General features: G+C 71.8%; 11 protein-coding genes and 3 rRNA genes. 8 read left to right on the plus strand and 6 right to left on the minus strand.

Features of this window, described 5'->3' with window-relative positions; genetic code table 11:
* Positions 1 to 3 precede the first annotated feature (3 nt).
* Both GXP71_RS01995 and GXP71_RS02000 read right to left on the minus strand, forming a co-directional pair.
* Positions 4 to 426 carry a hypothetical protein gene (locus tag GXP71_RS01995; protein ID WP_162351279.1) on the minus strand — a complete coding sequence of 141 codons (423 nt, stop codon included), beginning with the start codon at positions 424 to 426 and terminating at the stop codon, positions 4 to 6.
* Between the two features lie 85 nt (positions 427 to 511).
* Entirely contained in the window at positions 512 to 3,181 is a 2,670-nt protein-coding gene (locus tag GXP71_RS02000) for a hypothetical protein (RefSeq protein ID WP_238402565.1), read from the minus strand.
* Between the two features lie 263 nt (positions 3,182 to 3,444).
* On the opposite strand from GXP71_RS02000, the gene GXP71_RS02005 reads away from it, so the two are divergent.
* The 7 genes from GXP71_RS02005 (at position 3,445) to GXP71_RS02035 (ending at position 14,969) form a co-directional block, all read left to right on the plus strand.
* Positions 3,445 to 6,006: a hypothetical protein gene (locus GXP71_RS02005; RefSeq protein WP_162351280.1), complete on the plus strand. Its 2,562-nt coding sequence runs from the start codon at positions 3,445 to 3,447 to the stop codon at positions 6,004 to 6,006.
* Entirely contained in the window at positions 6,003 to 7,499 is a 1,497-nt protein-coding gene (locus GXP71_RS02010) for a hypothetical protein (RefSeq protein WP_238402566.1), read from the plus strand. The genes GXP71_RS02005 and GXP71_RS02010 overlap by 4 nt, the downstream gene beginning before the upstream one ends.
* A 71-nt stretch (positions 7,500 to 7,570) precedes the next feature.
* Positions 7,571 to 8,500, plus strand: coding sequence for a tetratricopeptide repeat protein (locus GXP71_RS02015; protein WP_162351281.1), 930 nt, complete (start codon positions 7,571 to 7,573; stop codon positions 8,498 to 8,500).
* 602 nt (positions 8,501 to 9,102) lie between these two features.
* Positions 9,103 to 10,622 (plus strand): 16S ribosomal RNA (locus GXP71_RS02020).
* A 423-nt stretch (positions 10,623 to 11,045) separates the two neighbouring features.
* Positions 11,046 to 14,150: ribosomal RNA gene (locus GXP71_RS02025) — 23S ribosomal RNA — on the plus strand.
* Between the two features lie 74 nt (positions 14,151 to 14,224).
* Positions 14,225 to 14,341 (plus strand): 5S ribosomal RNA (gene rrf, locus GXP71_RS02030).
* Together the 16S, 23S and 5S rRNA genes form the textbook arrangement of a ribosomal RNA operon.
* A 307-nt stretch (positions 14,342 to 14,648) precedes the next feature.
* Positions 14,649 to 14,969 carry an HIT family protein gene (locus GXP71_RS02035; RefSeq protein ID WP_202924319.1) on the plus strand — a complete coding sequence of 107 codons (321 nt, stop codon included), beginning with the start codon at positions 14,649 to 14,651 and terminating at the stop codon, positions 14,967 to 14,969.
* Positions 14,970 to 15,147: 178 nt separating this feature from the next.
* On the opposite strand, the gene glgB is transcribed toward GXP71_RS02035, so the two are convergent.
* The 3 genes from glgB to GXP71_RS02050 all read right to left on the minus strand — a co-directional run bounded on the left by glgB (position 15,148) and on the right by GXP71_RS02050 (position 20,824).
* The gene (gene glgB / locus GXP71_RS02040; protein ID WP_162351282.1) at positions 15,148 to 17,340 is read right to left on the minus strand and encodes a 1,4-alpha-glucan branching protein GlgB; all 2,193 of its coding nucleotides are present in this window, start codon (positions 17,338 to 17,340) and stop codon (positions 15,148 to 15,150) included.
* A 69-nt stretch (positions 17,341 to 17,409) separates the two neighbouring features.
* Entirely contained in the window at positions 17,410 to 18,261 is an 852-nt protein-coding gene (locus tag GXP71_RS02045; protein ID WP_235843346.1) for a LacI family DNA-binding transcriptional regulator, read from the minus strand.
* Between the two features lie 31 nt (positions 18,262 to 18,292).
* Positions 18,293 to 20,824 (minus strand): glycoside hydrolase family 2 protein, encoded by a 2,532-nt coding sequence (locus tag GXP71_RS02050; RefSeq protein WP_162351283.1) that lies wholly within the window; start codon positions 20,822 to 20,824, stop codon positions 18,293 to 18,295.
* A 156-nt stretch (positions 20,825 to 20,980) separates the two neighbouring features.
* Between GXP71_RS02050 and GXP71_RS02055 the strand changes: the two genes are divergently transcribed.
* The gene (locus GXP71_RS02055; protein WP_162351284.1) at positions 20,981 to 23,164 is read left to right on the plus strand and encodes an alpha-galactosidase; all 2,184 of its coding nucleotides are present in this window, start codon (positions 20,981 to 20,983) and stop codon (positions 23,162 to 23,164) included.
* A 12-nt stretch (positions 23,165 to 23,176) separates the two neighbouring features.
* Here the strand turns inward: GXP71_RS02055 and GXP71_RS02060 are convergent, their stop codons facing one another.
* Entirely contained in the window at positions 23,177 to 23,785 is a 609-nt protein-coding gene (locus tag GXP71_RS02060; RefSeq protein ID WP_162351285.1) for a hypothetical protein, read from the minus strand.
* Position 23,786: the final 1 nt, after the last annotated feature.

Here is a 23,786-nt window from a genome sequence, read left to right on the forward strand (position 1 = left end):
TCGTCAGCCCTCGAGCACCCGCGCGAGCGCCTGCGTCAGGTCGAGGGACTCGCCGTCCTTGCCCCCGGCCCCCAGCACGAGCGGCGGGTCCGTCGGCTCGGGCGTCACCCCGCGGAGCCGCGCCGCGAGGCTCGACGGCGTGCTGAGCACGTAGAACTCGCCCGACGTGTCGACGGCGACCGACTCGTCGCGCCGCAGGTACCAGCCGCGCAGCGGCGTCCGGTAGCGCGCCCGCCCGTCGTAGCTCCGGGCCCGGAGCTCGACGGGTTCCGGACCGCTCGCCAGCGCCTGGTCGACGAAGGCGGCGATCAGCTCGCGCGCCCGCTGCGACTCGGCCTGCTGGCGACGTGCGAGCGCGTCGGCGTGGGCCGCAGCGGCGGCGCGCCGCTCGTCGCGCCAGCGTGCCGCGTCGTCGGGGCTGCTCATCGTCGTCCTGCCTGCCGTGTGCTCGTCGGGGTCACGTGACGCCGCGACGCCCCCGGCATCGTGCACCGGGGGCGTCGCGGAGGGGTCAGCGCGTGGGCGCCGGTGCGTCGTCGGACGCGGCGTCCTCGGCACCGGACGCGCCGGCGGCCGGCTTGGCCTCGTCGGTGTCCCGCGACGTCTCGGCGACGACGGGGATCGCGGCGGAGACGGGTGCGGGTCGCGCCTTGGTCGGGCGGCCCGACGGCCGGGCCGGCTTGGCGGGCCGAGCCGGGGCGACGGGAGCCGTCGCGGCGTCCTCGACCGACTTCTGCGCGGCAGGCTTCTCCGTGTCCCGGACGGCGGCGCCCGACGTCCCGCTCGCGTCCGCACGCGACCCGGCTCCGGCGTCCGCGTCCTCCGCGGCCTGGCGGGCGTCGACGTCGTCGGCAGCCGCCGCGTCCTGCCCGCGGTCCGCGTCCTCGCCCGTCCCGGCGTCCGTGCCCGCCGCGTCCTCGTCCGCCGCCGGGTCCTCGTCCGCCACGGCGTCCTGGGCCGCCGCGTGCTCGTCCACCACGGCGTCCGAGGACGCGTCCGTGCCCGTGTCCGCCTGCGGGTCGCGCCCCGCGTCGGCGTCGTCGCCCGTCACGGCGTCCGGTCCGGTCCCGGCGCTGCCGTCCGCTGCGTCGACCCGCCCGGCCTGGGCGTCCGTGCGCGCCTCGGCGTCCCCGTCCGCTCCGGCGGCCGTGCGTGCCGGAGCGGTGCCGGACGCACCGGTCGCCGCCGTGCGCTCGTCCCTGCCGCCCGACGAGCCCGGCGCCGCGGCCGCGGCAGCGCTCGTGCGCTCGGCCAGCACGGGCGCCGTGGCGGCCACCGGAGCCGACTGCGTCTTGGTCGTCGACGCCGACTGCTCCTTCTCGAACGCGGCCTCGGCCCGCGCGGCACGGTCGAGCATCGCGCGGTCGGGGTTGTGTCCGAGCAGGTTCCGCAGCTCGTCGAGGTACGTGGTGATCGACTCGCGCTGACGGTGCAGGTCCTCGACCTGACGCATCGCGGTCGTCCGCTCGCGCTCGGACTCGGTCATGGCGTCCGAGATCTGCTTCTCGGCGTGCTCACGCGCTTCGGCGACGACGCGGTCGGCGTTGCGCCGTGCGTTGGCGACGAGGTCGCGGGCGTGGTCCTCGGAGTCCTTGCGCACCTTCTCGGCCTGCGCGAGCGCCTTGGCGACGCGCTCCTCGGCCTCGGACGCGTGCGCCTCGGCGTCGGCCACGAGCCGCTCGGTCTCGACGCGCGCCTGGTCGTGCCGCGCCGCGTCCTCCCGCTCGCTCGCCTCGCGCTTCGAGGCGATCTCGAGCTCGGCGTCGGCGAGGCGCTGCTCGGCGGTCCGGACGAGCTCGTCGGCCTGCGCGCGTGCGGAGGAGACGATCTCGCCCGCGGTCCGGCGGGCCTCGGTGAGCGCGCGGTCGACCTCGAGGCGGGTCCGCTCGCGGAGCTCGGCGGTCTCGCGCTCCGCCGCGGCGCGCGCCTCGGACGTCTCGCGGTCGGTGATCTCGCGCAGCTCGTCGGTCTCCCGCTCGGTCGTGATGCGCAGGTGCGTGGCCTCGTGCTCGGTGCGCTCGCGCAGCTCGCTCGTCTCGCGCTCCGCCTGGGCGCGGGTCTCCGCGGCGTACTGCTCGGCGTCGGTGCGCAGCGCGACGACGGCCTGCTCCGCGTCGGTGCGGGCCGCGGCGAGCTCGTCGGCGGTCGCGGCACGCAGCTCGCCGACCTCGCGCTCGGCGCTCGCGCGGACGAACGCGGCGTACTGCTCGGCCTCGGCGCGCAGCGCGGCGACCTCTCCGGAGACGCGCTGCTGGAGCGCGGTGGCCTCGCGCTCGGCGCTCGCGCGCACGCCGTCGGCGTACTCCTGCGTCTGGACGCGCAGCGACGTGACCTCGGCGGCGGCGGCCTGGCGGACGGCGGCGATCTCCGCGGACGCGTCGGACCGCAGCTGGGCCACGTACCGGTCGACCTCGGCGCGTGCCGCGGCCAGCTCGGCCTCGGTGCGCGAGCGCAGCTCGGAGGTGTCGGCGTCGGCGGCCTGGCGCAGGTCCTGCGCGTAGCGCTCGGCGTCCTCGCGCTGGGCGGTGGTCTCGGCCTCGGTGCGGGCCCGCAGCTCGCTCGCGGTGCGCTCGGTCGCGACGCGCAGCTGCGTCGCCTCGTGCTCGACGGTGGCGCGCAGCGTCCCGAGCTCGCGCTCGAGGGACGTCCGGCGCTCCGCCTCCTCGGTCGTGATCGCGCTCTGGATGCGTGCGGCCTCGCGCTCGGCGGACCCGACGAGCTCCTCGGCGCGGCGCTGCGCGGCGAGCAGCGTGCTCTCGGCCTCGGCAGCAGCGGTGGTGCGGAGCTCCTCGGCCTCGCGTCGCGACGTCGCGAGCAGCTCGGCGACCTCGTTCTCCGCGCGGGCGCGCAGCTGACCGGCGGCGAGCTTGGCGCGCGCGAGGGCGTCGGCGGCCTGCGCGTTCGCCTGCGTGACGACGTCGGACGACTGCTCCTCGGCGGACCGCAGCAGCTGCTCGATGCGGGAGCCGAGGCCGGAGTAGGTCGGCCGCTCGGCCTCGCGCAGCTGGCGGTGCGCCTCGGACAGCTCGCCCGCGACCTGCAGCGCCTTCGCGTCGGCGGCCTCGACCTGCGCGCGCGCGTCCGCGACGGACTTCTCCAGCGCGGAGATCCTGGCGTCGACGGCCTCACGTTCGTAACCACGGAAGTTCACGACCGGGAAGGGGGTGCGAGCATCGGGCACGAGCGGTCCTCCTGGGCTCGTGGGCGCCGGCGCGGCCCCTCCGACGAGGTGCTCGACGGCAGCCGGTGCCCCGCCGGCCAGGATACGCGTGTCGTCCGACCGGACGACGCGGACCCTCGTCCCCGTGGCCGGGGGCCGACGGTGCCGACTCGCGGACCGGACCTGCGACGACGTGCCCGGTACGACCCGTTCCGTCCGCTCTCGTTCGGTCGTGCGCGGCCCCTCTGCCTATCCTGGTTCTTCTCGTCCCGAGAGGATCCTGCGTGCTCAAGCGACTGACCATCGCCCTGCTCGGCGTCGTCGGACTGGTCGTCATCGGCCTCGGCATCGCGTCCGCGACGGTGTGGAGGGCCGACGACGTCCTCGTCGCCACGACGTCCGGCGACGCCCGGACGCTCGTCACCGACCCGGGCGTCCTGGAGCTCGGCGGCGACCCCGTGACCGTGACCGTCGAGGCCGCCGACGACGCCCCCGTCGTCCTCGCGGTCGGCCGCGACACGGACGTCGACGGCTGGGTCGGCACCGACGCGCACGACCGCGTGACGGGCCTCGACGGCTGGCACAAGCTCGCGATCGACGCGGTCGCCGCCCCGGCGCCCACCGCGTCCGCGTCGGCGGCTCCCGACGCGGCGGCGACGGAGGGCGCGGAGCCCGCAGCCCCCGCCGACGGTGCCGCGACGACCGCCCCCGACGACGCGACGGCCGACGAGGCCCCTGCCGTGGCGGACCCGACCGGCTCGGACCTCTGGGTCGCCGAGGCGACGGGTGAGGGCTCGGCCGAGCTCGTCTGGCACGCGGAGCCCGGTCGCTGGAGCCTGCTCGCGGTGAGCACGGGGGACGCGCCGCCCACGCTCTCGCTCGCGTGGCCGCGGACGGTGACGACGCCGTGGCTGTGGCCGTGCGTCGTCGTCGGTGCCCTGATGGTCCTCGCGTCGCTCCTGCTGCTCGCCCGCGAGCTGCTGCGCCGCCGCCGGGGCCTCGACCAGCCCGAGTGGCACGCGGTGCACACGGGCCCGATCGCCGTGGGTGCGGGCGTCGGGGCGGACGACCCCACCGCCACCACCCTCACGCGCCGCCAGCTCCGCGAGGCCGCCGCGGCACGCGCCGCCGGTGTGCCGCGCGCCGCCGCGAGCCCTGCCGACGCACCCGACCTCAGCGCGGCCGCGACCGCGGCGGGCGCGGCCCGTCCGGCCAGCCCCACCGGCGCCCCGGCCCGACCCGGCGCCGCCACCGACCCGGCTCACCCGGGTGGCTCGACCGGTACTGCCCGCCCGGGCGCCCCCGCGCGCCCCGGCGGCACTGCTGTCGACGCCGCCCGCTCGGGCGGCCTCGCGGGAACGGCCCGCCCGGGCGCGTTCTCCGACGCCGCTCGTCCGGACGCGGCCCCGGCTCCCGGGAGCCGTCCGGGCGCGTTCGCCGAGGCCGACCGGCCCGGCGCGCCCTCCGGCACCGCCCGCCCGGACGCCCCGGCGTCGCCGGGCCGTCCCGGTTCCTTCGCCGACGCGGGTCGTCCGGACTCGCCGGCCTCGTCGGGCCGTCCGGGTTCCTTCGCGGAGGCGGGCCGTCCCGGGACGTCGTCCGACGCCGCTCGTCCCGGCGCCGCGTCCGAAGGCCTGGGCGCGGCGGGCGTCGCGCCCGGCGCACCGGCCGCCGGAGACGCCCCGCCGCCGCGCGGCCTCGCGGCGCTCTGGTCCCGCCGTGGCGACTCCTCGGCACGCCGTGGCGGCGCGACCGCCGGGTCGACGCAGGCGGGCGCGGACAGCGCGTCGACGGCGCGGCCGTCGACCGACGGTCCGGCGCGCGAGTCGACGTCCGCCCCGACGTCCGCCGGCACGGAGAAGTGGTCCGCGGACGCCCCGGTCCCGACGCGACGTGCGCTGCGCACCGGTCAGATCCCGGTCGTGGGCGGCCCCGACGCCGGCGCGACAGGAGCGCCCGCCGCCGGCCGGCCCGGTGAGCACGCCTCGACGTCGACCGTGCCGGGCAGCGGCCGGCCGCCCGTCCCGACGGGGTCGGCCGGCCCGGCGTCGACGCTTCCCGGTGGCCACCGCCACCCCGTGCCGGCCGGCGCGTCCGGCGGTTCCTCGTCGGCGGGCCCGCGCCCGCCGGTCCCCGGCGCGCCCGGCGCGGTCCCGACAGGCCCCGCTCGTCACGGCGCGCACGCCGCGGGCGGCACGGCGGCGTCCGGTGCCGCTGCGGGCGGCTCGGCCCCCGGCGCACCGGGCTCGTGGCTGACCGGCCCACCGGCAGACCGACCCGACGACCGCCCGACCCCGGGTCTCGGCGCCGGTCGTGCGCCGGACCGTCCCGGGGGACCGTCGTCCGTCTCCGGCTCCGCGCAGCCGACCTACGCCGGCCAGGGCGGGGCGGGTCGACCCGACCAGGCGACCACGTCGCGCCCGCGGTGGCCGGGCCACGGCGCTGCCTCCCAGCCGCCGGCCGACCGCCCGGCCGGGGTGCCCGTCGCGTCTGCGCCCGGAACCCCGACGACCGGGGGACCGGCAGGTCACGCCGACGCCCCGGTGCCGTCGGGTCCCGCCGTCCACGGCTCCGGCCGCCCGTCGTGGGCGAGCGGAGCGCCGAGCGGCGCAGCCCGCCCGGCCGGCTGGTCCGCGGTGCCGCCCGCGCCCGGCCAGCCGTCACGTGCCGGCTCGCCCACGTCACCCGACGCGCCGTCGGCGCACGTGCGACCGGCGTGGCTGCCCGGCGCGGACGAGCAGTCGGCTCCGCCCGCTCCGCCCGCGGGCTCGCGCGGCGACGCGTGGCGACGCGCGTGGGGGCTGCCGCCCATCGAGACGACCGACGACCAGGAGGAGGGCCGATGAGCACCCGCCCGACGACCCGCCCCGACCACGCCGCGACCTCCGTCCGCGCCCACGGCACGCCCGCGACCCTCGGCATCCCCGCGACGCCCGGCATCCCCGCGACGCCCGGCATCCCCGCGACGCCGGGCATCCCCGCGATGCCCGGCATCCCCGCGACGCCGGGCATCGCCGCGACGCCCGGCATCCGCGCGATGCCCGGCATCCGCGCGACGCCCGGCATCCGCGCGACGCCCGGCATCCGCGCGACGCCCGGCATCCCCGCGACGCCCGGCATCGCCGCGACGCCCGGCATCGCCGGGACGCCCGGCGGTGACCTCCCCGGCGACGGCACCCCCGCCGCCGGCTCGCGCGGGACGACCCACGCCAGGCTGGCCGCCGCTCCCGCCTCGGTCGGCGACGTCCGCCCGGCCCAGGGCGGCGACGCACCCGGCGACCACGCTCGGAGACATGACGTCTCGGCCCTGACGGACGGCCACCGGCGCTCGAGCGTGGGTGGCCGCAGCGCCCTCCTGCGGCGAACCGTCCCGGCTGTCGTCGCACTCGCCGTGCTGGCCGGGTGCGCCACGCCGCCCCCGGAGCCCGCGCCGGACCCGGCACCCGCGGTCGCCCCGGCGGCGACCACCGTCGCGCAGTCGACGGACGTCCTCGGCGATCTCGGCGAGGTGCTGAGCACGGCGGACGCGGCCCTCGACCCGGCGGCGCTCGCGCCCAGGGTGACGGGCCCGGCCCTCGCGACGCGGACCGCGGAGTACGTCCGCTCGGGCGTGACGGGCGGCGCGAAGCCGCCGACGATCCTGCCGACCGACGAGCAGGTCCTCATCGTCCCGCAGACCACGCAGTGGCCGCGGACGCAGCTCGTGGTGACCGAGCAGCCGGACGACCTGCAGGCTCCCCGCATCCTCGTGCTCCAGCAGGCGGCCCCGCGCGAGCAGTACAAGCTCTGGGGGTGGGCGCGGATGGCCCCCGGCGTCAGCATGCCGGCGACGGCCGAGCCCTCGACGGGCAGCGCGGTGCTCGCGCCGGACGCCCAGGGGCTCGTCGTCACGCCGGCGGACGCGTTGGCGCAGTACGCGGACGTCCTCGCGAACGGTGCGGGCTCGGCGTACGCGGCGACGTTCGCACCGGACCCGTTCCGTGCGGCGATCGAGGCCGCTCGCGCGGCGATGGTCGCGGGCGTGGAGTCGGCGGCGTCCGCGACGGAGACGTACACGCCGGACGCCGCACCGGTGGTCGCGCTCGCGACCGCCGACGGTGGCGCGATCGTCGTCGGGCAGATGACGACGGTCTCGACGGTGACGCTCACGGTCGCAGGCGGGACGATCCCGATCCAGGACCCGTTCTACGCTGCGCTCACGGGGACGCAGAGCGCCGCCACGGCGTTCGCCCGGACCTACACCGACGTGCTCGTGATGTACGTGCCGCCCGCCGACAGCGGAGCACCGGTGCAGGTCCTCGCGGCCGAGCACGCCGTGACCGCCGCCAGCGCCTCCTGACTCGACCGACCCGACCCACCCAGCGACACGACCAGCCCGGGACGCGATGCCCGGGACGAAGGATGACGCGCATGTCCCAGCCCTCCGGGCCCCGTCCCCGTCTCGACGTCCGTGGCGCCGTCGACCTGTCCGGCCTCGCCCGCTCGACGCCGCCCCCCGGGACTCCGGGCGGGCTCGACAAGCCGAGCGCCTACGCCCTCGACGTCGACGAGTCCACGTTCAACGACGTCCTCCAGCGCTCGACGCAGCACCCCGTCGTGGTCGTGCTCTGGGCGCCGTGGAGCGAGGTGAGCACGGGCGTGGCTGCCGACCTCGCCGCGCTGGCCGACGAGGACGCGGGTCGCTGGCTGCTGGCACGGATCGACGCCGACGCCAACCCGCGGGTCGCCCAGGCGTTCCAGGCGCAGTCGGTCCCGACGGTCGTCGCGGTGCTCGCGGGGCAGCCGCTCCCGCTGTTCCAGGGCGCGTACCCGCGGGACCAGGTGCGCGCGGTGCTCGACCAGGTGCTCGCGGCCGCGGAGGCGAACGGCATCACGGGACGTGTGGCCCCCGCGGGGGAGGAGCCCGAGGCCGAGCCGGAGCCGGAGCTGCCCCCGCTGCACCAGGCGGCCTACGACGCGATCGAGGCGGACGACCTCCCCGCGGCGCGCGCCGCCTACGAGCGGGCGCTGACCGAGAACCCGCGCGACTCCCTCGCCCGCGCCGGCCTCGCCCAGGTCGGGCTCCTCGAGCGGACGCACGACATCGACCTGCGTGCGGTGCGGACCGCGGCGGCGGACCGGCCCGACGACGTCGACGCCCAGCTCGCCGTCGCGGACCTCGACGTCCTGGGTGGCCAGGTCGAGGACGCGTTCGCCCGGCTCGTGGACGTCCTGCGCCGGACCTTCGGCGCCGACAAGGAGCGGGTGCGCCTGCGGCTCGTCGACCTGTTCGAAGTCGTGGGCGGCGACGACCCCCGCGTGGTGGCGGCCCGCCGCGCGATGGCGAGCGCCCTGTACTGAGCCCCTGCACCGACCGGACGGCCGGTCGACGTCGATGTCCGCGCAGGTCAGCGCGCATCGCGTCGGCCGGCCGTCGGCGTCTCCGGGGTGGCGTGACGGGCGTCACCGGAAGCCGACTTGATCTTCCGCGCCACGGCTGCGTAATGTTCTCGACGTCGCCCGGCAGGGAGGAACGGACACCGAGGAACGATCCCGGTGGCTGGTCCCGCGAGCGACATCCCCCGGATCTCCGACCGACGAGTCCTCTCGCCGGTCGACACGAGCGTCCGGATGTGGAGCGAGCATGACCCGCCGAACCAGCCCGAGAGGGCAGGTTGACGAGGAAGAGCCGGTCCGCTAAGTTTGAACGGTTGCCTCCGGCCGGATCGAAAGATTCGAAGGGATGCGCGTCTGTTCCTTGAGAACTCAACAGTGTGCCAAGTAGTCGATGCCAAGATGGTTCATCGCACGGTTTCGTGTGGTGGGTCTTGGTTGAGATTGAGAGGGCTTGTCCCACCCCGTGGGTCGGGTCTTCTCGTGAACAGCCGAATCTGATTGGTCCTTCGGGACTGTTTCGTGTGTCGGTTGCTGGCCTGCTTCGGTGGGTCGGTGCCATGTAGACATTTACGGAGAGTTTGATTCTGGCTCAGGACGAACGCTGGTGGCGTGCTTAACACATGCAAGTCGAACGGTGACGACCAGCTTGCTGGTCTGATCAGTGGCGAACGGGTGAGTAACACGTGAGCAACCTGCCCCTGACTCTGGGATAACGACCGGAAACGGTCGCTAATACCGGATATGAGAGGCCCGGGCATCCGGGTTTCTGGAAAGTTTTTCGGTCAGGGATGGGCTCGCGGCCTATCAGCTTGTTGGTGGGGTAATGGCCTACCAAGGCGACGACGGGTAGCCGGCCTGAGAGGGCGACCGGCCACACTGGGACTGAGACACGGCCCAGACTCCTACGGGAGGCAGCAGTGGGGAATATTGCACAATGGGCGAAAGCCTGATGCAGCGACGCCACGTGAGGGATGACGGCCTTCGGGTTGTAAACCTCTTTCAGCAGGGAAGAAGCGCAAGTGACGGTACCTGCAGAAGAAGCGCCGGCTAACTACGTGCCAGCAGCCGCGGTAATACGTAGGGCGCAAGCGTTGTCCGGAATTATTGGGCGTAAAGAGCTCGTAGGCGGTTTGTCGCGTCTGCTGTGAAAACCTCAGGCTCAACCTGGGGCTTGCAGTGGGTACGGGCAGACTAGAGTGCGGTAGGGGTGACTGGAATTCCTGGTGTAGCGGTGGAATGCGCAGATATCAGGAGGAACACCGATGGCGAAGGCAGGTCACTGGGCCGCAACTGACGCTGAGGAGCGAAAGCATGGGGAGCGAACAGGATTAGATACCCTGGTAGTCCATGCCGTAAACGTTGGGCACTAGGTGTGGGGCTCATTCCACGAGCTCTGTGCCGCAGCAAACGCATTAAGTGCCCCGCCTGGGGAGTACGGCCGCAAGGCTAAAACTCAAAGAAATTGACGGGGGCCCGCACAAGCGGCGGAGCATGCGGATTAATTCGATGCAACGCGAAGAACCTTACCAAGGCTTGACATACACCGGAAAAGTGCAGAGATGTGCTCCCCGTAAGGTCGGTGTACAGGTGGTGCATGGTTGTCGTCAGCTCGTGTCGTGAGATGTTGGGTTAAGTCCCGCAACGAGCGCAACCCTCGTCCCATGTTGCCAGCGGGTTATGCCGGGGACTCATGGGAGACTGCCGGGGTCAACTCGGAGGAAGGTGGGGATGACGTCAAATCATCATGCCCCTTATGTCTTGGGCTTCACGCATGCTACAATGGCCGGTACAAAGGGCTGCGATACCGCGAGGTGGAGCGAATCCCAAAAAGCCGGTCTCAGTTCGGATTGGGGTCTGCAACTCGACCCCATGAAGTCGGAGTCGCTAGTAATCGCAGATCAGCAACGCTGCGGTGAATACGTTCCCGGGCCTTGTACACACCGCCCGTCAAGTCACGAAAGTCGGTAACACCCGAAGCCAGTGGCCCAACTCGCAAGAGAGGGAGCTGTCGAAGGTGGGACTGGCGATTGGGACTAAGTCGTAACAAGGTAGCCGTACCGGAAGGTGCGGCTGGATCACCTCCTTTCTAAGGAGCATCTGGCACCGGGTTCGCCTGTCATGGGTGAGCTTGTGGTGTCCAGGCCCACGCCCTGGCCGGATGTGCTGGGGGTGGTGCTCGAGGGTGGAACATCGACTACGGCCGGCTCGGTTCCGGTGGCTCCTAGTACGCCTGCAGCTTGTCTGTGGGGAGGGAACGGAGATCCACACCGGGTGATCGGGTCGGCCTGGCACGCTGTTGGGTCCTGAGGGAACAGCCGGAAGGTTGTTGACCTTGGGGTCGGTGCGCGCACTTGATCTGCCTGCGGGTGGGTGGGTGCGCGTCGGCCTGCGGGCCGCCTGGTCCAGCGAACCGCCCTTCGGGGGTAGGCGCTCGGACGTCACAGGTGAGTCACCCGGTCGTAGCTTGAGAACTGCACAGTGGACGCGAGCATCTTTGAATGATCTTTGTGGTCAAGTTTATAAGGGCACAGGGTGGATGCCTTGGCACTAGGAGCCGAAGAAGGACGTGGTAGCCTGCGATAAGCCTCGGGGAGTTGGCAAACGAACCGTGATCCGAGGATGTCCGAATGGGGAAACCCCGCACGAGTCATGTCGTGTGACCCGCACCTGAATATATAGGGTGTGTGGAGGGAACGCCGGGAAGTGAAACATCTCAGTACCGGCAGGAAGAGATATTCCGTGAGTAGTGGCGAGCGAAAGCGGATCAGGCCAAACCGTATGCGTGTTCAAGCCGGCAGGCGTTGCGCATGCGGGGTTGTGGGACCTTTCAGCTGGTTCTGCCGAACCAGCAGGGAGTCAGAAAGTCGCGTCATAGTCGAAGGGCATTGAAAGGCCCGGCACAGAGGGTGGTACCCCCGTAGACGAAATGGCGTGGCCTCCCGAGAGGGATCCCAAGTAGCTCCGGGCCCGAGAAACCTGGAGTGAATCTGCACAGACCACTGTGTAAGCCTAAATACTACCTAGTGACCGATAGCGGACAAGTACCGTGAGGGAAAGGTGAAAAGTACCCCGGGAGGGGAGTGAAATAGTACCTGAAACCGTGTGCCTACAAACCGTCGGAGCCTCCCTAGCAGGGGTGACGGCGTGCCTTTTGAAGAATGAGCCTGCGAGTTAGTGGTACGTGGCGAGGTTAACCCGTGTGGGGAAGCCGTAGCGAAAGCGAGTCCGAATAGGGCGATTCAGTCGCGTGCTCTAGACCCGAAGCGGAGTGATCTAGCCATGGGCAGGGTGAAGCGCGGGTAAGACCGCGTGGAGGCCCGAACCCACCAGGGTTGAAAACCTGGGGGATGACCTGTGGTTAGGGGTGAAAGGCCAATCAAACTCCGTGATAGCTGGTTCTCCCCGAAATGCATTTAGGTGCAGCGTCACGCGTTTCTTGCCGGAGGTAGAGCTACTGGATAGCCGATGGGCCCCACCAGGTTACTGACGTTAGCCAAACTCCGAATGCCGGTAAGCCAGAGCGTGGCAGTGAGACTGCGGGGGATAAGCTCCGTAGTCGAGAGGGAAACAGCCCAGACCACCAGCTAAGGCCCCTAAGCGTATGCTAAGTGGGAAAGGATGTGGAGTTGCACAGACAACCAGGAGGTTGGCTTAGAAGCAGCCACCCTTGAAAGAGTGCGTAATAGCTCACTGGTCAAGTGATTCCGCGCCGACAATGTAGCGGGGCTCAAGCATACCGCCGAAGCTGTGGCATTCACACGTTCGACAAGCCTTCGTGGTTCAGTCGTGTGGATGGGTAGGGGAGCGTCGTGTGGCGGGCGAAGTCGCGGGGTAACCCAGCGGTGGACGCCACACGAGTGAGAATGCAGGCATGAGTAGCGAATGACGGGTGAGAAACCCGTCCGCCGAATGACCAAGGGTTCCAGGGCCAGGCTAATCCGCCCTGGGTAAGTCGGGACCTAAGGCGAGGCCGACAGGCGTAGTCGATGGACAACGGGTTGATATTCCCGTACCGGCGAAGAACCGCCCATACCGAGCCCGGTGATGCTAACCGTCCGAGCCGGCCCACCGCACCTTCGGGTGCACCGGGCCGGGGAGCACGGGACCCGAACCGGTAGTAGGTAAGCGTATTAACAGGGGTGACGCAGGAAGGTAGCCAAGCGTGGCGATGGTAGTCCACGTCCAAGGTCGTAGGGCGAGGTGTAGGCAAATCCGCACCTCACGAGCCTGAGAGCTGACGGTGACCGCGAATGCGGGAATCTGGTGATCCTATGCTGCCAAGAAAAGCCTCGACGCGAGGTTCTAGCCGCCCGTACCCCAAACCGACTCAGGTGGTCAGGTAGAGAATACCAAGGCGATCGAGAGAATCGTGGTTAAGGAACTCGGCAAAATGCCCCCGTAACTTCGGGAGAAGGGGGGCCTGAAGCGTGAACCGACTTGCTCGGGGAGCGTGAAGGGCCGCAGAGACCAGGGAGAAGCGACTGTTTACTAAAAACACAGGTCCGTGCGAAGTCGCAAGACGATGTATACGGACTGACGCCTGCCCGGTGCTGGAAGGTTAAGAGGACGGGTCAGCCGCAAGGCGAAGCTCAGAATTTAAGCCCCAGTAAACGGCGGTGGTAACTATAACCATCCTAAGGTAGCGAAATTCCTTGTCGGGTAAGTTCCGACCTGCACGAATGGCGTAACGACTTCTCCGCTGTCTCAACCGCGAACTCGGCGAAATTGCACTACGAGTAAAGATGCTCGTTACGCGCAGCAGGACGGAAAGACCCCGGGACCTTTACTATAGCTTGGTATTGGTGTTCGGTGCGGCTTGTGTAGGATAGGTGGGAGACTGTGAAGCCGGCACGCCAGTGTCGGTGGAGTCAACGTTGAAATACCACTCTGGTCGCTCTGGACATCTAACCTCGGTCCGTGATCCGGACTAGGGACAGTGCCTGGTGGGTAGTTTAACTGGGGCGGTTGCCTCCTAAAATGTAACGGAGGCGCTCAAAGGTTCCCTCAGCCTGGTTGGCAATCAGGTGGCGAGTGCAAGTGCACAAGGGAGCTTGACTGTGAGACTGACAGGTCGAGCAGGGACGAAAGTCGGAACTAGTGATCCGGCGGTGGCTTGTGGAAGCGCCGTCGCTCAACGGATAAAAGGTACCCCGGGGATAACAGGCTGATCTTGCCCAAGAGTCCATATCGACGGCATGGTTTGGCACCTCGATGTCGGCTCGTCGCATCCTGGGGCTGGAGTAGGTCCCAAGGGTTGGGCTGTTCGCCCATTAAAGCGGTACGCGAGCTGGGTTTAGAACGTCGTGAGACAGTTCGGTCCCTATCCGCTGCGCGCGCAGGAAACTTGAGAAGGGCTGTCCCTAGTACGAGAGGACCGGGACGGACGAACCTCTGGTGTGCCAGTTGTTCCGCCAGGAGCACGGCTGGTTGGCTACGTTCGGAAGGGATAACCGCTGAAAGCATCTAAGCGGGAAGCCTGCTTCAAGATGAGGTTTCCACGGGACTCGTCCCGAGAGGCACCCCGCTAGACCACGGGGTTGATAGGCCGGATGTGGAAGAGGGGACCAACGACCCTCGCAGCTGACCGGTACTAATAAGCCGACAACTTCACCACCTCATTCATTGCTACGCGTCCACTGTGCGGTTCCCGAGAGACGAACGGGAACCCGTTTGACAACTCGACAACGTTACGGCGGTCATAGCGAAGGGGAAACGCCCGGTCCCATTCCGAACCCGGAAGCTAAGCCCTTCAGCGCCGATGGTACTGCACTCGCCAGGGTGTGGGAGAGTAGGACGCCGCCGGACACCATTCAGAAAGAGCCACCCCAGCAACGGGGTGGCTCTTTCTGTTTCCCCGAACGATTCCACGGAACACCAGCCCAGCGGGGATCGTCGTGACCGCCGTGCGTTCGTGGCTGCGTGCCGGCGCCGTCCCTGGCAATCGTTCCGGTGTCCTCCCTGACAATCGGCATGCGCGACGCTGGAGCGGTGCGGGAGGGTGCAGGCATGACGAGCGAGGAGTGCCTGTTCTTGTGCGATCGTGTCGGGGTCAGTTGAGAGCAGCCCCGTGTACGAGGACGACCGGGTGCTCGCGTTCATGGATCTGTAACCGGTGACCACGGGCCATCTGCTCGTCATCCCCAAGGTGCACGTCCCGTTTCTCGCCGGGCTCGACGATGAGCTCGGCCAGGAGGTGTTCCGCGTGGGGCGGAGGATGGCCGCGGCGCTGAGAGCGTCGGACGTGCCGTGCGACGGGCTGAACGTGTTCCTCGCGGACGGGGAGGCGGCGTTCCAGGAGGTGTTCCACCTGCACCTGCACGTGTTCCCCAGGACGCCCGGCGACGGGTTCGGGCTCGTCGCCGACTGGCGTGTCAGGCCCCGCGACGAGCTCGACGGCGTTGCGGCGCGCGTGCGAGCAGGCCTCATCGGCTAGACACGGCGCCCGGCGTGCGGCCCCGAGTGCCGGCGCGTCCATGTCCCAACCGGTCGAGGTCCAGCGCCCGGGGATGGCCTGGCGGTTGGGGGTCGCGGACGTCTTGGGGCTGACGGGAGCCTCTGGGGGCGGCCCGGCGTGAGGGTCCCGTGCGGGCGGTGGTCTCTGGTGCGGTGGGTCAGGCGGTCGGGGAGTCGTCGGCGACGAAGATGACGGCGCCGAACGGGGGGATGCGGACGGACGCCGAGTAGGGGCGGCCGTAGTGGGGGACGGGTTCGGCGTCGACGGCGCCGAGGTTGCCGACGCCCGAGCCGCCGTAGCTCTCCGAGTCGGAGTTGAAGGCCTCACGCCAGCGGCCGCCCGAGGGTAGGGCCAGGCGGTAGTCCTCGTGAGGGACGCCGGCGAAGTTGATCACGACCGCGGCGGGCGGTCCGTCGACGGCCTTGCGGAGGTACGCGAGGGTGTTGCGGTCGGCGTCGTTCGAGTCGATCCACTCGAAGCCCTCGGGGGAGTGGTCCAGCTCCCACAGGGCCGGGTTCTCGCGGTAGACGCGGTTGAGGTCGCGCAGGCTGTCGCGGACGCCGGCGTGCAGGGAGTCGTCGAGGGCGTGCCAGTCGAGCGAGCGCGACTCGGCCCACTCGGTCTGCTGCGCGAACTCGCTGCCCATGAAGAGCAGCTGCTTGCCGGGGTGGGTCCACTGGTAGGCGAGGAGTCCGCGGACACCGGCGAGCTTCTGCCAGTGGTCGCCGGGCATGCGCTCGTACAGGGAGCCCTTGCCGTGGACGACCTCGTCGTGCGAGATGGGCAGCACGAAGCGCTCGGAGTAGGCGTACACCATCGAGAACGTGACCTCGTGGTGGTGGTACCGCTTGTGGACGGGCTGCTCCGAGGCGTAGCGGAGCGTGTCGTTCATCCAGCCCATGTTCCACTTCAGGCCGTACCCGAGGCCGTTGCTGTCGGTGGGTGCGGTGACGCCGGGCCAGGCGGTGGACTCCTCGGCGATCATGAGGATGCCGGGCGCGCGCTTGTACGCGGTCGCATTGGCCTCCTGCATGAAGGAGATCGCGTCGAGGTTCTCGCGGCCGCCGTACTTGTTCGGGCGCCACTGGCCCGGGCGGCGCGAGTAGTCGAGGTAGAGCATCGAGGCGACGGCGTCGACGCGCAGGCCGTCGACGTGGAACTCCTCGAGCCAGTAGACGGCGTTCGCGACGAGGAAGTTGCGGACCTCGGACCGGCCGAAGTTGAAGACGTACGTGCCCCAGTCGGGGTGCTCGCCGAGGAGCGGGTCGGGGTGCTCGTAGAGCGGCGTGCCGTCGAACTGGGCGAGGGCCCACTCGTCCTTGGGGAAGTGCGCCGGGACCCAGTCGATGATGACGCCGATGCCGGCGCGGTGGAGGGTGTCGACCAGGAACTTGAAGTCGTCGGGGTGGCCGAACCGGGACGTCGGTGCGAAGTACGACGACACCTGGTAGCCCCACGAGCCGCCGAACGGGTGCTCGGACACGGGCAGGAACTCGACGTGCGTGAAGCCGAGATCGAGGACGTACTCGGTGAGCTGGTGCGCGAGCTCGCGGTAGGACAGGCCCTGGCGCCACGAACCGAGGTGCACCTCGTAGATGCTCAGCGGGCCGGTGTGCGGGTCGCGCTGGGTGCGAGCGGTCATCCACTCGTCGTCGGACCACGTGTGGCTCGTCTCGACGACGACCGAGGCCGTGGCGGGCGGGACCTCGGTGCCGCGGGCCATCGGGTCGGCCTTCTGACGCCAGGAGCCGTCGCGGCCGAGGATCTCGAACTTGTAGCGCGAGCCGGCGCCGACGCCCGGCGCGAAGATCTCCCACACGCCGCTGTCGCCGAGCGAGCGCATCGCGTGCGTCGCGCCCTGCCAGTAGTTGAAGTCTCCGATGACGCGCACGGCCTGCGCGTTGGGGGCCCACACGGCGAACGACGTGCCCTGGACCTCGCCCAGGACGCCGGGGTAGGTGCGGACGCGGGCGCCGAGGACGGTCCACAGCTGCTCGTGGCGGCCCTCGCGGATGAGGTGGCGGTCGAGCTCCTGGACCGTGGGCAGGAAGCGGTACGGGTCGTCGGCCAGGTGCACGTCGTCGCCGTACGTCACCTCGATGCGGTAGTCGGGCACGTCGGTGCCGGGGAGGACCGCGACCCAGATGCCGTCCTGCTCGTGCTGCGCGGGCACGCGGGTGTCCGCGGTGATCACGACGACCTTGTCGGCGAGCGGGCGCAGGGAGCGGACCGTGACGCCGCCGTCGCCGACGTGCGGACCCAGGACCCCGTGAGGGTCGTAGTAGCTGCCGTGCGCCACCGCGCTCAGCGTTCCGGAGTCGACAGGGACCGGGGCGGGCGCCGTGCTCATCCTCCTACCCAACCACCCGTCACGTGTCTGCGCAGGTGGACGCCTTGCGGCGCAGGTCACGAAGCGGTGTCAGGGCGTCCGGGCAGGTGGGGCGGTGGTGCCGCGGGTGACGAGCCGGGGCTGCGGCGCGGTGTACGACGTGACGGGGCCGTCGGCGAGGAGGTTGAGCACGCAGTCCGCGACCTGGACGCCCATGGCGTGCACGTCGAGGCTCATCGCGGACAGGGCAGGGCTCGCGAGGCGGCAGAGGGCCGAGTCGTCCCAGGCGAGCAGCGACAGGCGCTCGGGCACGGGCACGCCCATCTCGGCGGCGACGCGCAGGCCGGCGATGGCCATGACGTCGTTGTCGAAGATGATCGCGGACGGCGGGGAGCCGCGGCCCAGCAGCGCACGCGTCGCGCGGGTCGCGGACTCCTCGCCGTAGTCGCCCTCGACGACGCTGCCCTGGGCGCCCAGGCGTGCGCACTCGGCGACGAACGCCTCGGTCCGCGCCTGGGTGTGCGCGAGCGTGCGGGGGCCCGACACGCGCGCGAGGCGCAGGTGGCCGAGGCCGACGAGGTGGCCGACGGCGTCGCGCATCGCCTGGCCGTTGTCGATCCACACGTTCGCGAACGGCAGGTCGGGCGTCGGTCCGCCGACGACGACCGTCGGGATCCCGAGCTCGCCCAGCACCGCCAGGCGGTGGTCCTCGAGCGCGAGGTTCACGACGACGACCGCGTCGACCAGCCTGCCCTCGCCCCAGCGCCGGTAGGCGGCGATCTCGGCGTCGTGGTCGGGGACGACGTGCAGCAGCAACGAGCGCCCCTCGACCGCGAGCGACTCCTCGATGCCGGCGATGAGCTCCATGAAGAAGGGCTCGAGGCCGAGCATCCGGGCAGGCCGGGCGAGGACCAGTCCGACCGCATCCATGCCGTGCGTCACGCCCGCCAGCGTACTGGCGGGCGTGCGCAGGTCAGCGGGACGACTCGAGGTCACGCGCGGCGCCGGCCGCCGTCCGCGGCGCACGGGGGACGACGACGTCGTTGGCCGTGCGCAGGACGGGCGAGCGGGTGAGTGCCTCGGGGTCGGTGCGGACGGTGGTGCGGACGTGGAAGGACGCGGTCTCGCCGCCGGGGACGTCGACGAGCGCGGTGTCGACGACGGCGTCGGGGTCGAACCGGTCGACGTGCAGCGTCACCGAGCGCGCGAGCGACCGCGCGGTCACGTCGACGCGGTAGCCGTCCTGCACGGGCGTCACCGTCGCGCCGAGGGGCGACGGGTCGAGGGCGAGGTCGACGTCCTCGACCCACGTGTGGACGGTCTGCACGTCGCCGAGCCTGGCGACGAGGACCTCGCCGGTGGGGTCGTCGGGGGTCGCGACCTCGGACGGCAGGCCGAACAGGCCCACGGACCAGGCACCGACGGCGAGCGCGAGCTCGACCTCGGCGAGCGTCGTGCCGTCGAGCCGGCGCCGCGAGAGGTGGACGACGCCCTGCCAGATGCCGGCCGTGTCGTTGACGACCGCGAGCATGTCCCGGCCGTCGCGCGGCTGGACCGTGAGGAGGCGTGGCGCGTACGCACGGCGCAGCGCGTGCCACAGCGGCTTGGGGCGCTCGTCGCCGTCGACGGCCGCCCAGGACGTCACCGGCCAGCAGTCGTTGAGCTGCCAGACGATCGCCCCGGCCGTGCGCGGCCACCACGAGCGGTAGTGCTCGATCGCGAACGCGACCGCGCGCGCCTGGTTGAGCTGCGTCGCCCAGTGCCAGTCGGCGAAGTCGTCGGGCACGCCGAGGTGGGGCGCGAGGCCGCGGTCGAGCTTGCCGTTGCCGTCCTCGGCCTTCTGGTGCAGGAGGAACGTCGGGTCGTCCTTGGTGAGCGGACCGCCGTCGTCGGTGCGGACCGCGCGCGTGAGCGTCGTCCACGTCGGCGGGCCCTGGAAGCCGAACTCCGAGCAGAAGCGCGGGACGTCGTCGCGGTAGACCGTGTAGTCGACGCGGTTCCAGACCTCCCACTCGTGGTGGGTGCCGTGGTCGGGGTGGTTGGGGTGGACCTCGTCGAGCGCGAAGCCGGGGGAGTAGGGCGACCCGTCGGCGTAGGGGCGCGTCGGGTCGACCTCGGCGACGACGCGCTTGAGCAGGTCGGTCGCGATGCGGAAGCCCCACGTGCGGCCCTGCAGGTCCTCCTGCCAGCCCCAGTCCACGAAGCCCCAGAGGTTCTCGTTGCCGCCGTTCCAGAGCACGAGCGACGGGTGCGGGGTGAGGCGCGCGACGTTCTCGCGCGCCTCGGCCTCGAGCTCGTCCCAGATCGGCTGCTCCTCGGGGTACGCGGCGCACGCGAGCAGGAAGTCCTGCCACACGAGCAGGCCGCGCTCGTCGGCGAGCTCGTAGAAGTCGTCGGACTCGTAGATGCCCCCGCCCCAGACGCGCAGCAGGTTGAGGTTCGCCTCGACCGCCTGGTCGAGCCGGCGGGCCAGGCGCTCGCGGGTGATCCGCGTGAGCAGGTGGTCGTCCGGGATCCAGTTGGCGCCCTTGACGAAGATCGGGCGGCCGTTGACGCGGAACGTGAAGGGCGTGCCGTCGTCGTCGGGGACGGTGTCGACCTCGACCGTGCGGAAGCCGATGCGGCGCGTCCACGTGTCGAGCGGCTCGTCGGCGCTCGTGGTGCCGAGCGTGACGGTGAGCTCGGGCAGCGGCTGCGAGCCGTGGCCGACGGGCCACCACAGCGGTGCGTGCGGGACCTCGAGCTCGACGACCGCCGCAGACCGGTCGCTCGGGACGACGACCGTGACGTCGGCGCCGAGCACGCGGGCGCGGACGGTGACGGGGAGGTCGCCGCCGGGCAGGCCCGAGCGTTCGAGGTCCGCGTGCACCCGCACGCGTCCGGTGCCGTCGGCGTCGACGGTCACGAGCGGGCGGACCTGCGCGAGGCGCGCGGTGCGCCAGCGCTCGACGCGCACGGGCTTCCACAGCCCGGCCGTCTGCAGGTCCGGTCCCCAGTCCCAGCCGAACGAGCAGGCCATCTTGCGGACCATGTTGAAGGGCTGCGGGTAGGCGAGCGGGCGCGCGCCGAGGCGCTCGGCCTCCGACTCGGCGTGCACGATCGCGGAGTGCAGGAGCACGCGCAGGCGCTGCGTGTCCGGGCGCAGCAGGTCGCGCACGTCGAAGCGGTAGGAGCGGTGCTGGTTGGCGGTGCGGCCGAGCTCGTGGCCGTCGAGCGTCAGGGTCGCGACGGTGTCGATCCCGCCGAAGACGAGGTCGACGCGCTCGTCGTCGGCGGGCGGGTCGAGGTCGAGCTGGCGCTCGTACGCCCAGTCGGTGCGTCGCATCCAGGCGAGCACGTCCTCGTTGCGGTCGAGGTACGGGTCGGGGATCAGGCCCTCGTCGAGCAGCGCGGTGTGGCTCGTGCCCGGGACGCGCGCCCGGACGCGCACGCCGACGAGCTCGGCGGGGACGGGGCCGGCGACGGCGGTCAGCGTCCAGCCGTCGGGGAGGTCCTGGGTGATCATCGACGCGCGCTCCTGGGTCCGCGGGCCCGGCGTGCCCGCCCGCGTCGTCGCGAGCGGCCCGGCGACCTCCGAGCGAGGTCGAGGGGGCGGCCTGGTACCCGGGATCATTGTTAGACAACTGAATAAAGTAAGTCAATCGCGTGACAGACTGGTCCGGTGAGCACCGCGCAGCGGGACGCCGACGTCCCGGTCACCCGCCCGACCACCGACCTCCTCCACCTGCGAGCCGACGAGGTGAGCGTCGTCGTCGACCTTGCCGGCGGCGCGCTGCCGCGCGTCCTGCACTGGGGCGCCGACCTCGGCGACCTCGACGCGTCCGTGCTGGCGGACCTGCGGTTCGCGTCGCGCCCGCTGCCCATCGGCTTCCCCGTCGACGGTGAGGTGGCCGCCGCGGTCCTGCCCGAGCAGTCGGCCGGCCACCTCGGCACCCCCGGACTGACGGGGTCGCGCGACGGGCGCGACTTCTCGACGGCGTTCACCCTCGTCGGGCACCGCGTGGACCGCACCGCCGACGGGACGCAGCGCCTCGTCGTCGAGGCCGCCGACGACGCCGCCGGGCTCGCGCTCGAGCTCGTCCTCGAGCTCACCGCGCAGGGACTCGTGCGGCAGCGCGGCACGCTGACCAACGCCGCCGACGACCCGTACGCGCTCGACGGGCTGCTGCTCACGCTGCCCGTGCCCGCCGCCGCGACCGAGCTGCTCGACTTCACCGGACGCTGGGCGCGTGAGCGCAGCCCCCAGCGGACCGCGTTCACCCACGGCACGCGGCTGCGCGACAACCGCCGTGGGCGGACCGGGTACGACACCGCGTTCGTGCTCGTCGCCGGGACGCCGTCGTTCGGGCACCGCAGCGGGCAGGTCTGGGGCGTGCACACCGCGTGGTCCGGCAACCACCGCACGCTCGCCGAGCGCAGCCACTACCACGCCGGCCTGCTCGGCGGCGGCGAGCTGCTGAGCCCGGGGGAGGTGCGACTCGCCCCCGGGGAGTCGTACACGAGCCCGTGGGTCTACGGGTCCTGGGGCGTCGGGCTCGACGCGCTCGCGGGCCGGTTCCACCGCTGGCTGCGGGCACGCCCCCAGCACCCGCGCACACCCCGGCCCGTCACCCTCAACACGTGGGAGGCGGTGTACTTCCAGCACGACCTCGCGCGGCTCACCGAGCTCGCCGACGCCGCTGCCGCGATCGGAGCGGAGCGCTACGTCCTCGACGACGGGTGGTTCGGGTCGCGGCGCGACGACACGCGCGGGCTGGGGGACTGGTACGTCTCCGCCGACGTCTGGCCGGACGGGCTGCACCCCCTCGTCGACCACGTGACCGGGCTGGGCCTGCAGTTCGGGCTGTGGGTCGAGCCGGAGATGGTCAACCCCGACTCGGACCTGGCCCGGGCGCACCCGGACTGGATCCTGCGCGTCCCGTCGCGCCTCCCGCGCCCGGCCCGGCACCAGCAGGTGCTCGACCTGGCGCACCCCGAGGCGTACGCCCACATCCTCGAACGGCTCGACGCGCTGCTCACCGAGTACGCGATCGGGTACCTCAAGTGGGACCACAACCGCGACCTCGTCGACGCGGGCCACGCCGGCGTCGCGGGCGTGCACGGGCAGACGCTCGCCGTCTACCGCCTGCTCGACGAGCTGCGCGCGCGGCACCCCGGCGTGGAGATCGAGTCGTGCTCGTCGGGCGGCGGGCGCGTCGACCTGGAGATCCTGGAGCGCACCGACCGGATCTGGGGGAGCGACTGCATCGACGCGCTCGAGCGGCAGCAGATCCAGCGCTGGACGAACCTGCTGGTCCCGCTCGAGCTGATCGGCGCGCACGTCGGGTCCGGCACCGCGCACAGCACCGGACGACGGCACGCGCTGTCCTTCCGCGCGGGCACGGCGCTGTTCGGGCACCTGGGGATCGAGTGGGACCTGCGCGAGGCCGACGACGCGCAGCGGGCCGAGCTCGCGGCGTGGGTCGCCGCCTACAAGGACCTGCGTGGGCTGCTGCACACCGGCACGAGCGTGCACGCGGACGTCGCCGACCCGTCGCACCACGTGCACGGCGTCGTGGCGCCCGACGGCTCCGACGCGCTGTTCGCCGTCGTCGCGACCGCGACCTCCGACGCGCTGCCCACGGGGCGGCTCACGTTCCCCGGGCTGGACCCCGACGCGAGGTACCACGTGCGGCCGCAGCCGCCCGGGGACGTCGTCGAGGGCCTCGGGAGCCACTGGCTGTCGCTGCCGTGGTGGACGCCCGACGGCGTGCGGCTCACGGGCCGCGTGCTGGCCGAGGTCGGGCTGCAGGTGCCCGTGCTGTTCCCGGAGCACCTCGTGCTCGTGCGCGCGACACGCGCCTGACGGGCGCGCCGCTCAGGGAACCGTCGAGCAGTCGCGCAGGTACTCCGGGCGCTGGTGCGGGTAGACCTCCGTGACGTACCGGTCGACCAGCGCGTTCGCCTGCGCGGGCGTCGCGCCCATCCGCTGCGCGACCACCGCGTCGAGCTGGACCGCGCGGCACTCGGCGATCCCCTCGTCGAACTCGCCCGCCACGTGCTGCGCCTCGTGCGACACGACGTGGACCGCGACCACCTGCGCGAGCGACGGCGCGTGCTTGAGGCTCCACAGCCACCCGCCGAGCTGCGCGCACGTCTCCGCCCGCAGCAGCGACGTGTGCGGGTCGTCGTAGCGGACCATGCCGAGCGTCCCCGAGAGGTCCAGCCAGTCGGCACCGACGCGGCGGCACACGACCTGGGCGTCCGCGACGCCGGACGCGGCACGGGTGGCGTCCGTCGCGACGGCCTGCGCGTGGTGGTGGCGGACCTCGTGGAAGCCCGCGACGCAGGTGATCGCGATCCACAGCACCAGCGCGGTCACGCCGAGCGCGGGGAACGACGCGCGCCCGCGGGCGAGACGGACGACGGCGCGCACCGTCATGGCCGCCGCGCCGACGGTCACGACGGTGAGGGTGCCGACGTCCATG

Origin of the sequence: Cellulomonas sp. H30R-01 (assembly GCF_010119915.1) — a bacterium.
GTDB lineage: Bacteria > Actinomycetota > Actinomycetes > Actinomycetales > Cellulomonadaceae > Cellulomonas > Cellulomonas algicola.

Excerpts from the sequence above, each read along its gene's own strand:
- GXP71_RS01995 (WP_162351279.1), bottom strand. The coding sequence starts at position 426 with ATGAGCAGCCCCGACGACGCGGCACGCTGGCGCGACGAGCGGCGCGCC.
- GXP71_RS02010 (WP_238402566.1), top strand. The coding sequence starts at position 6,003 with ATGAGCACCCGCCCGACGACCCGCCCCGACCACGCCGCGACCTCCGTC.
- GXP71_RS02015 (WP_162351281.1), top strand. The coding sequence starts at position 7,571 with ATGTCCCAGCCCTCCGGGCCCCGTCCCCGTCTCGACGTCCGTGGCGCC.
- glgB (WP_162351282.1), bottom strand. The coding sequence starts at position 17,340 with ATGAGCACGGCGCCCGCCCCGGTCCCTGTCGACTCCGGAACGCTGAGC.
- GXP71_RS02050 (WP_162351283.1), bottom strand. The coding sequence starts at position 20,824 with ATGATCACCCAGGACCTCCCCGACGGCTGGACGCTGACCGCCGTCGCC.
- GXP71_RS02060 (WP_162351285.1), bottom strand. The coding sequence starts at position 23,785 with ATGGACGTCGGCACCCTCACCGTCGTGACCGTCGGCGCGGCGGCCATG.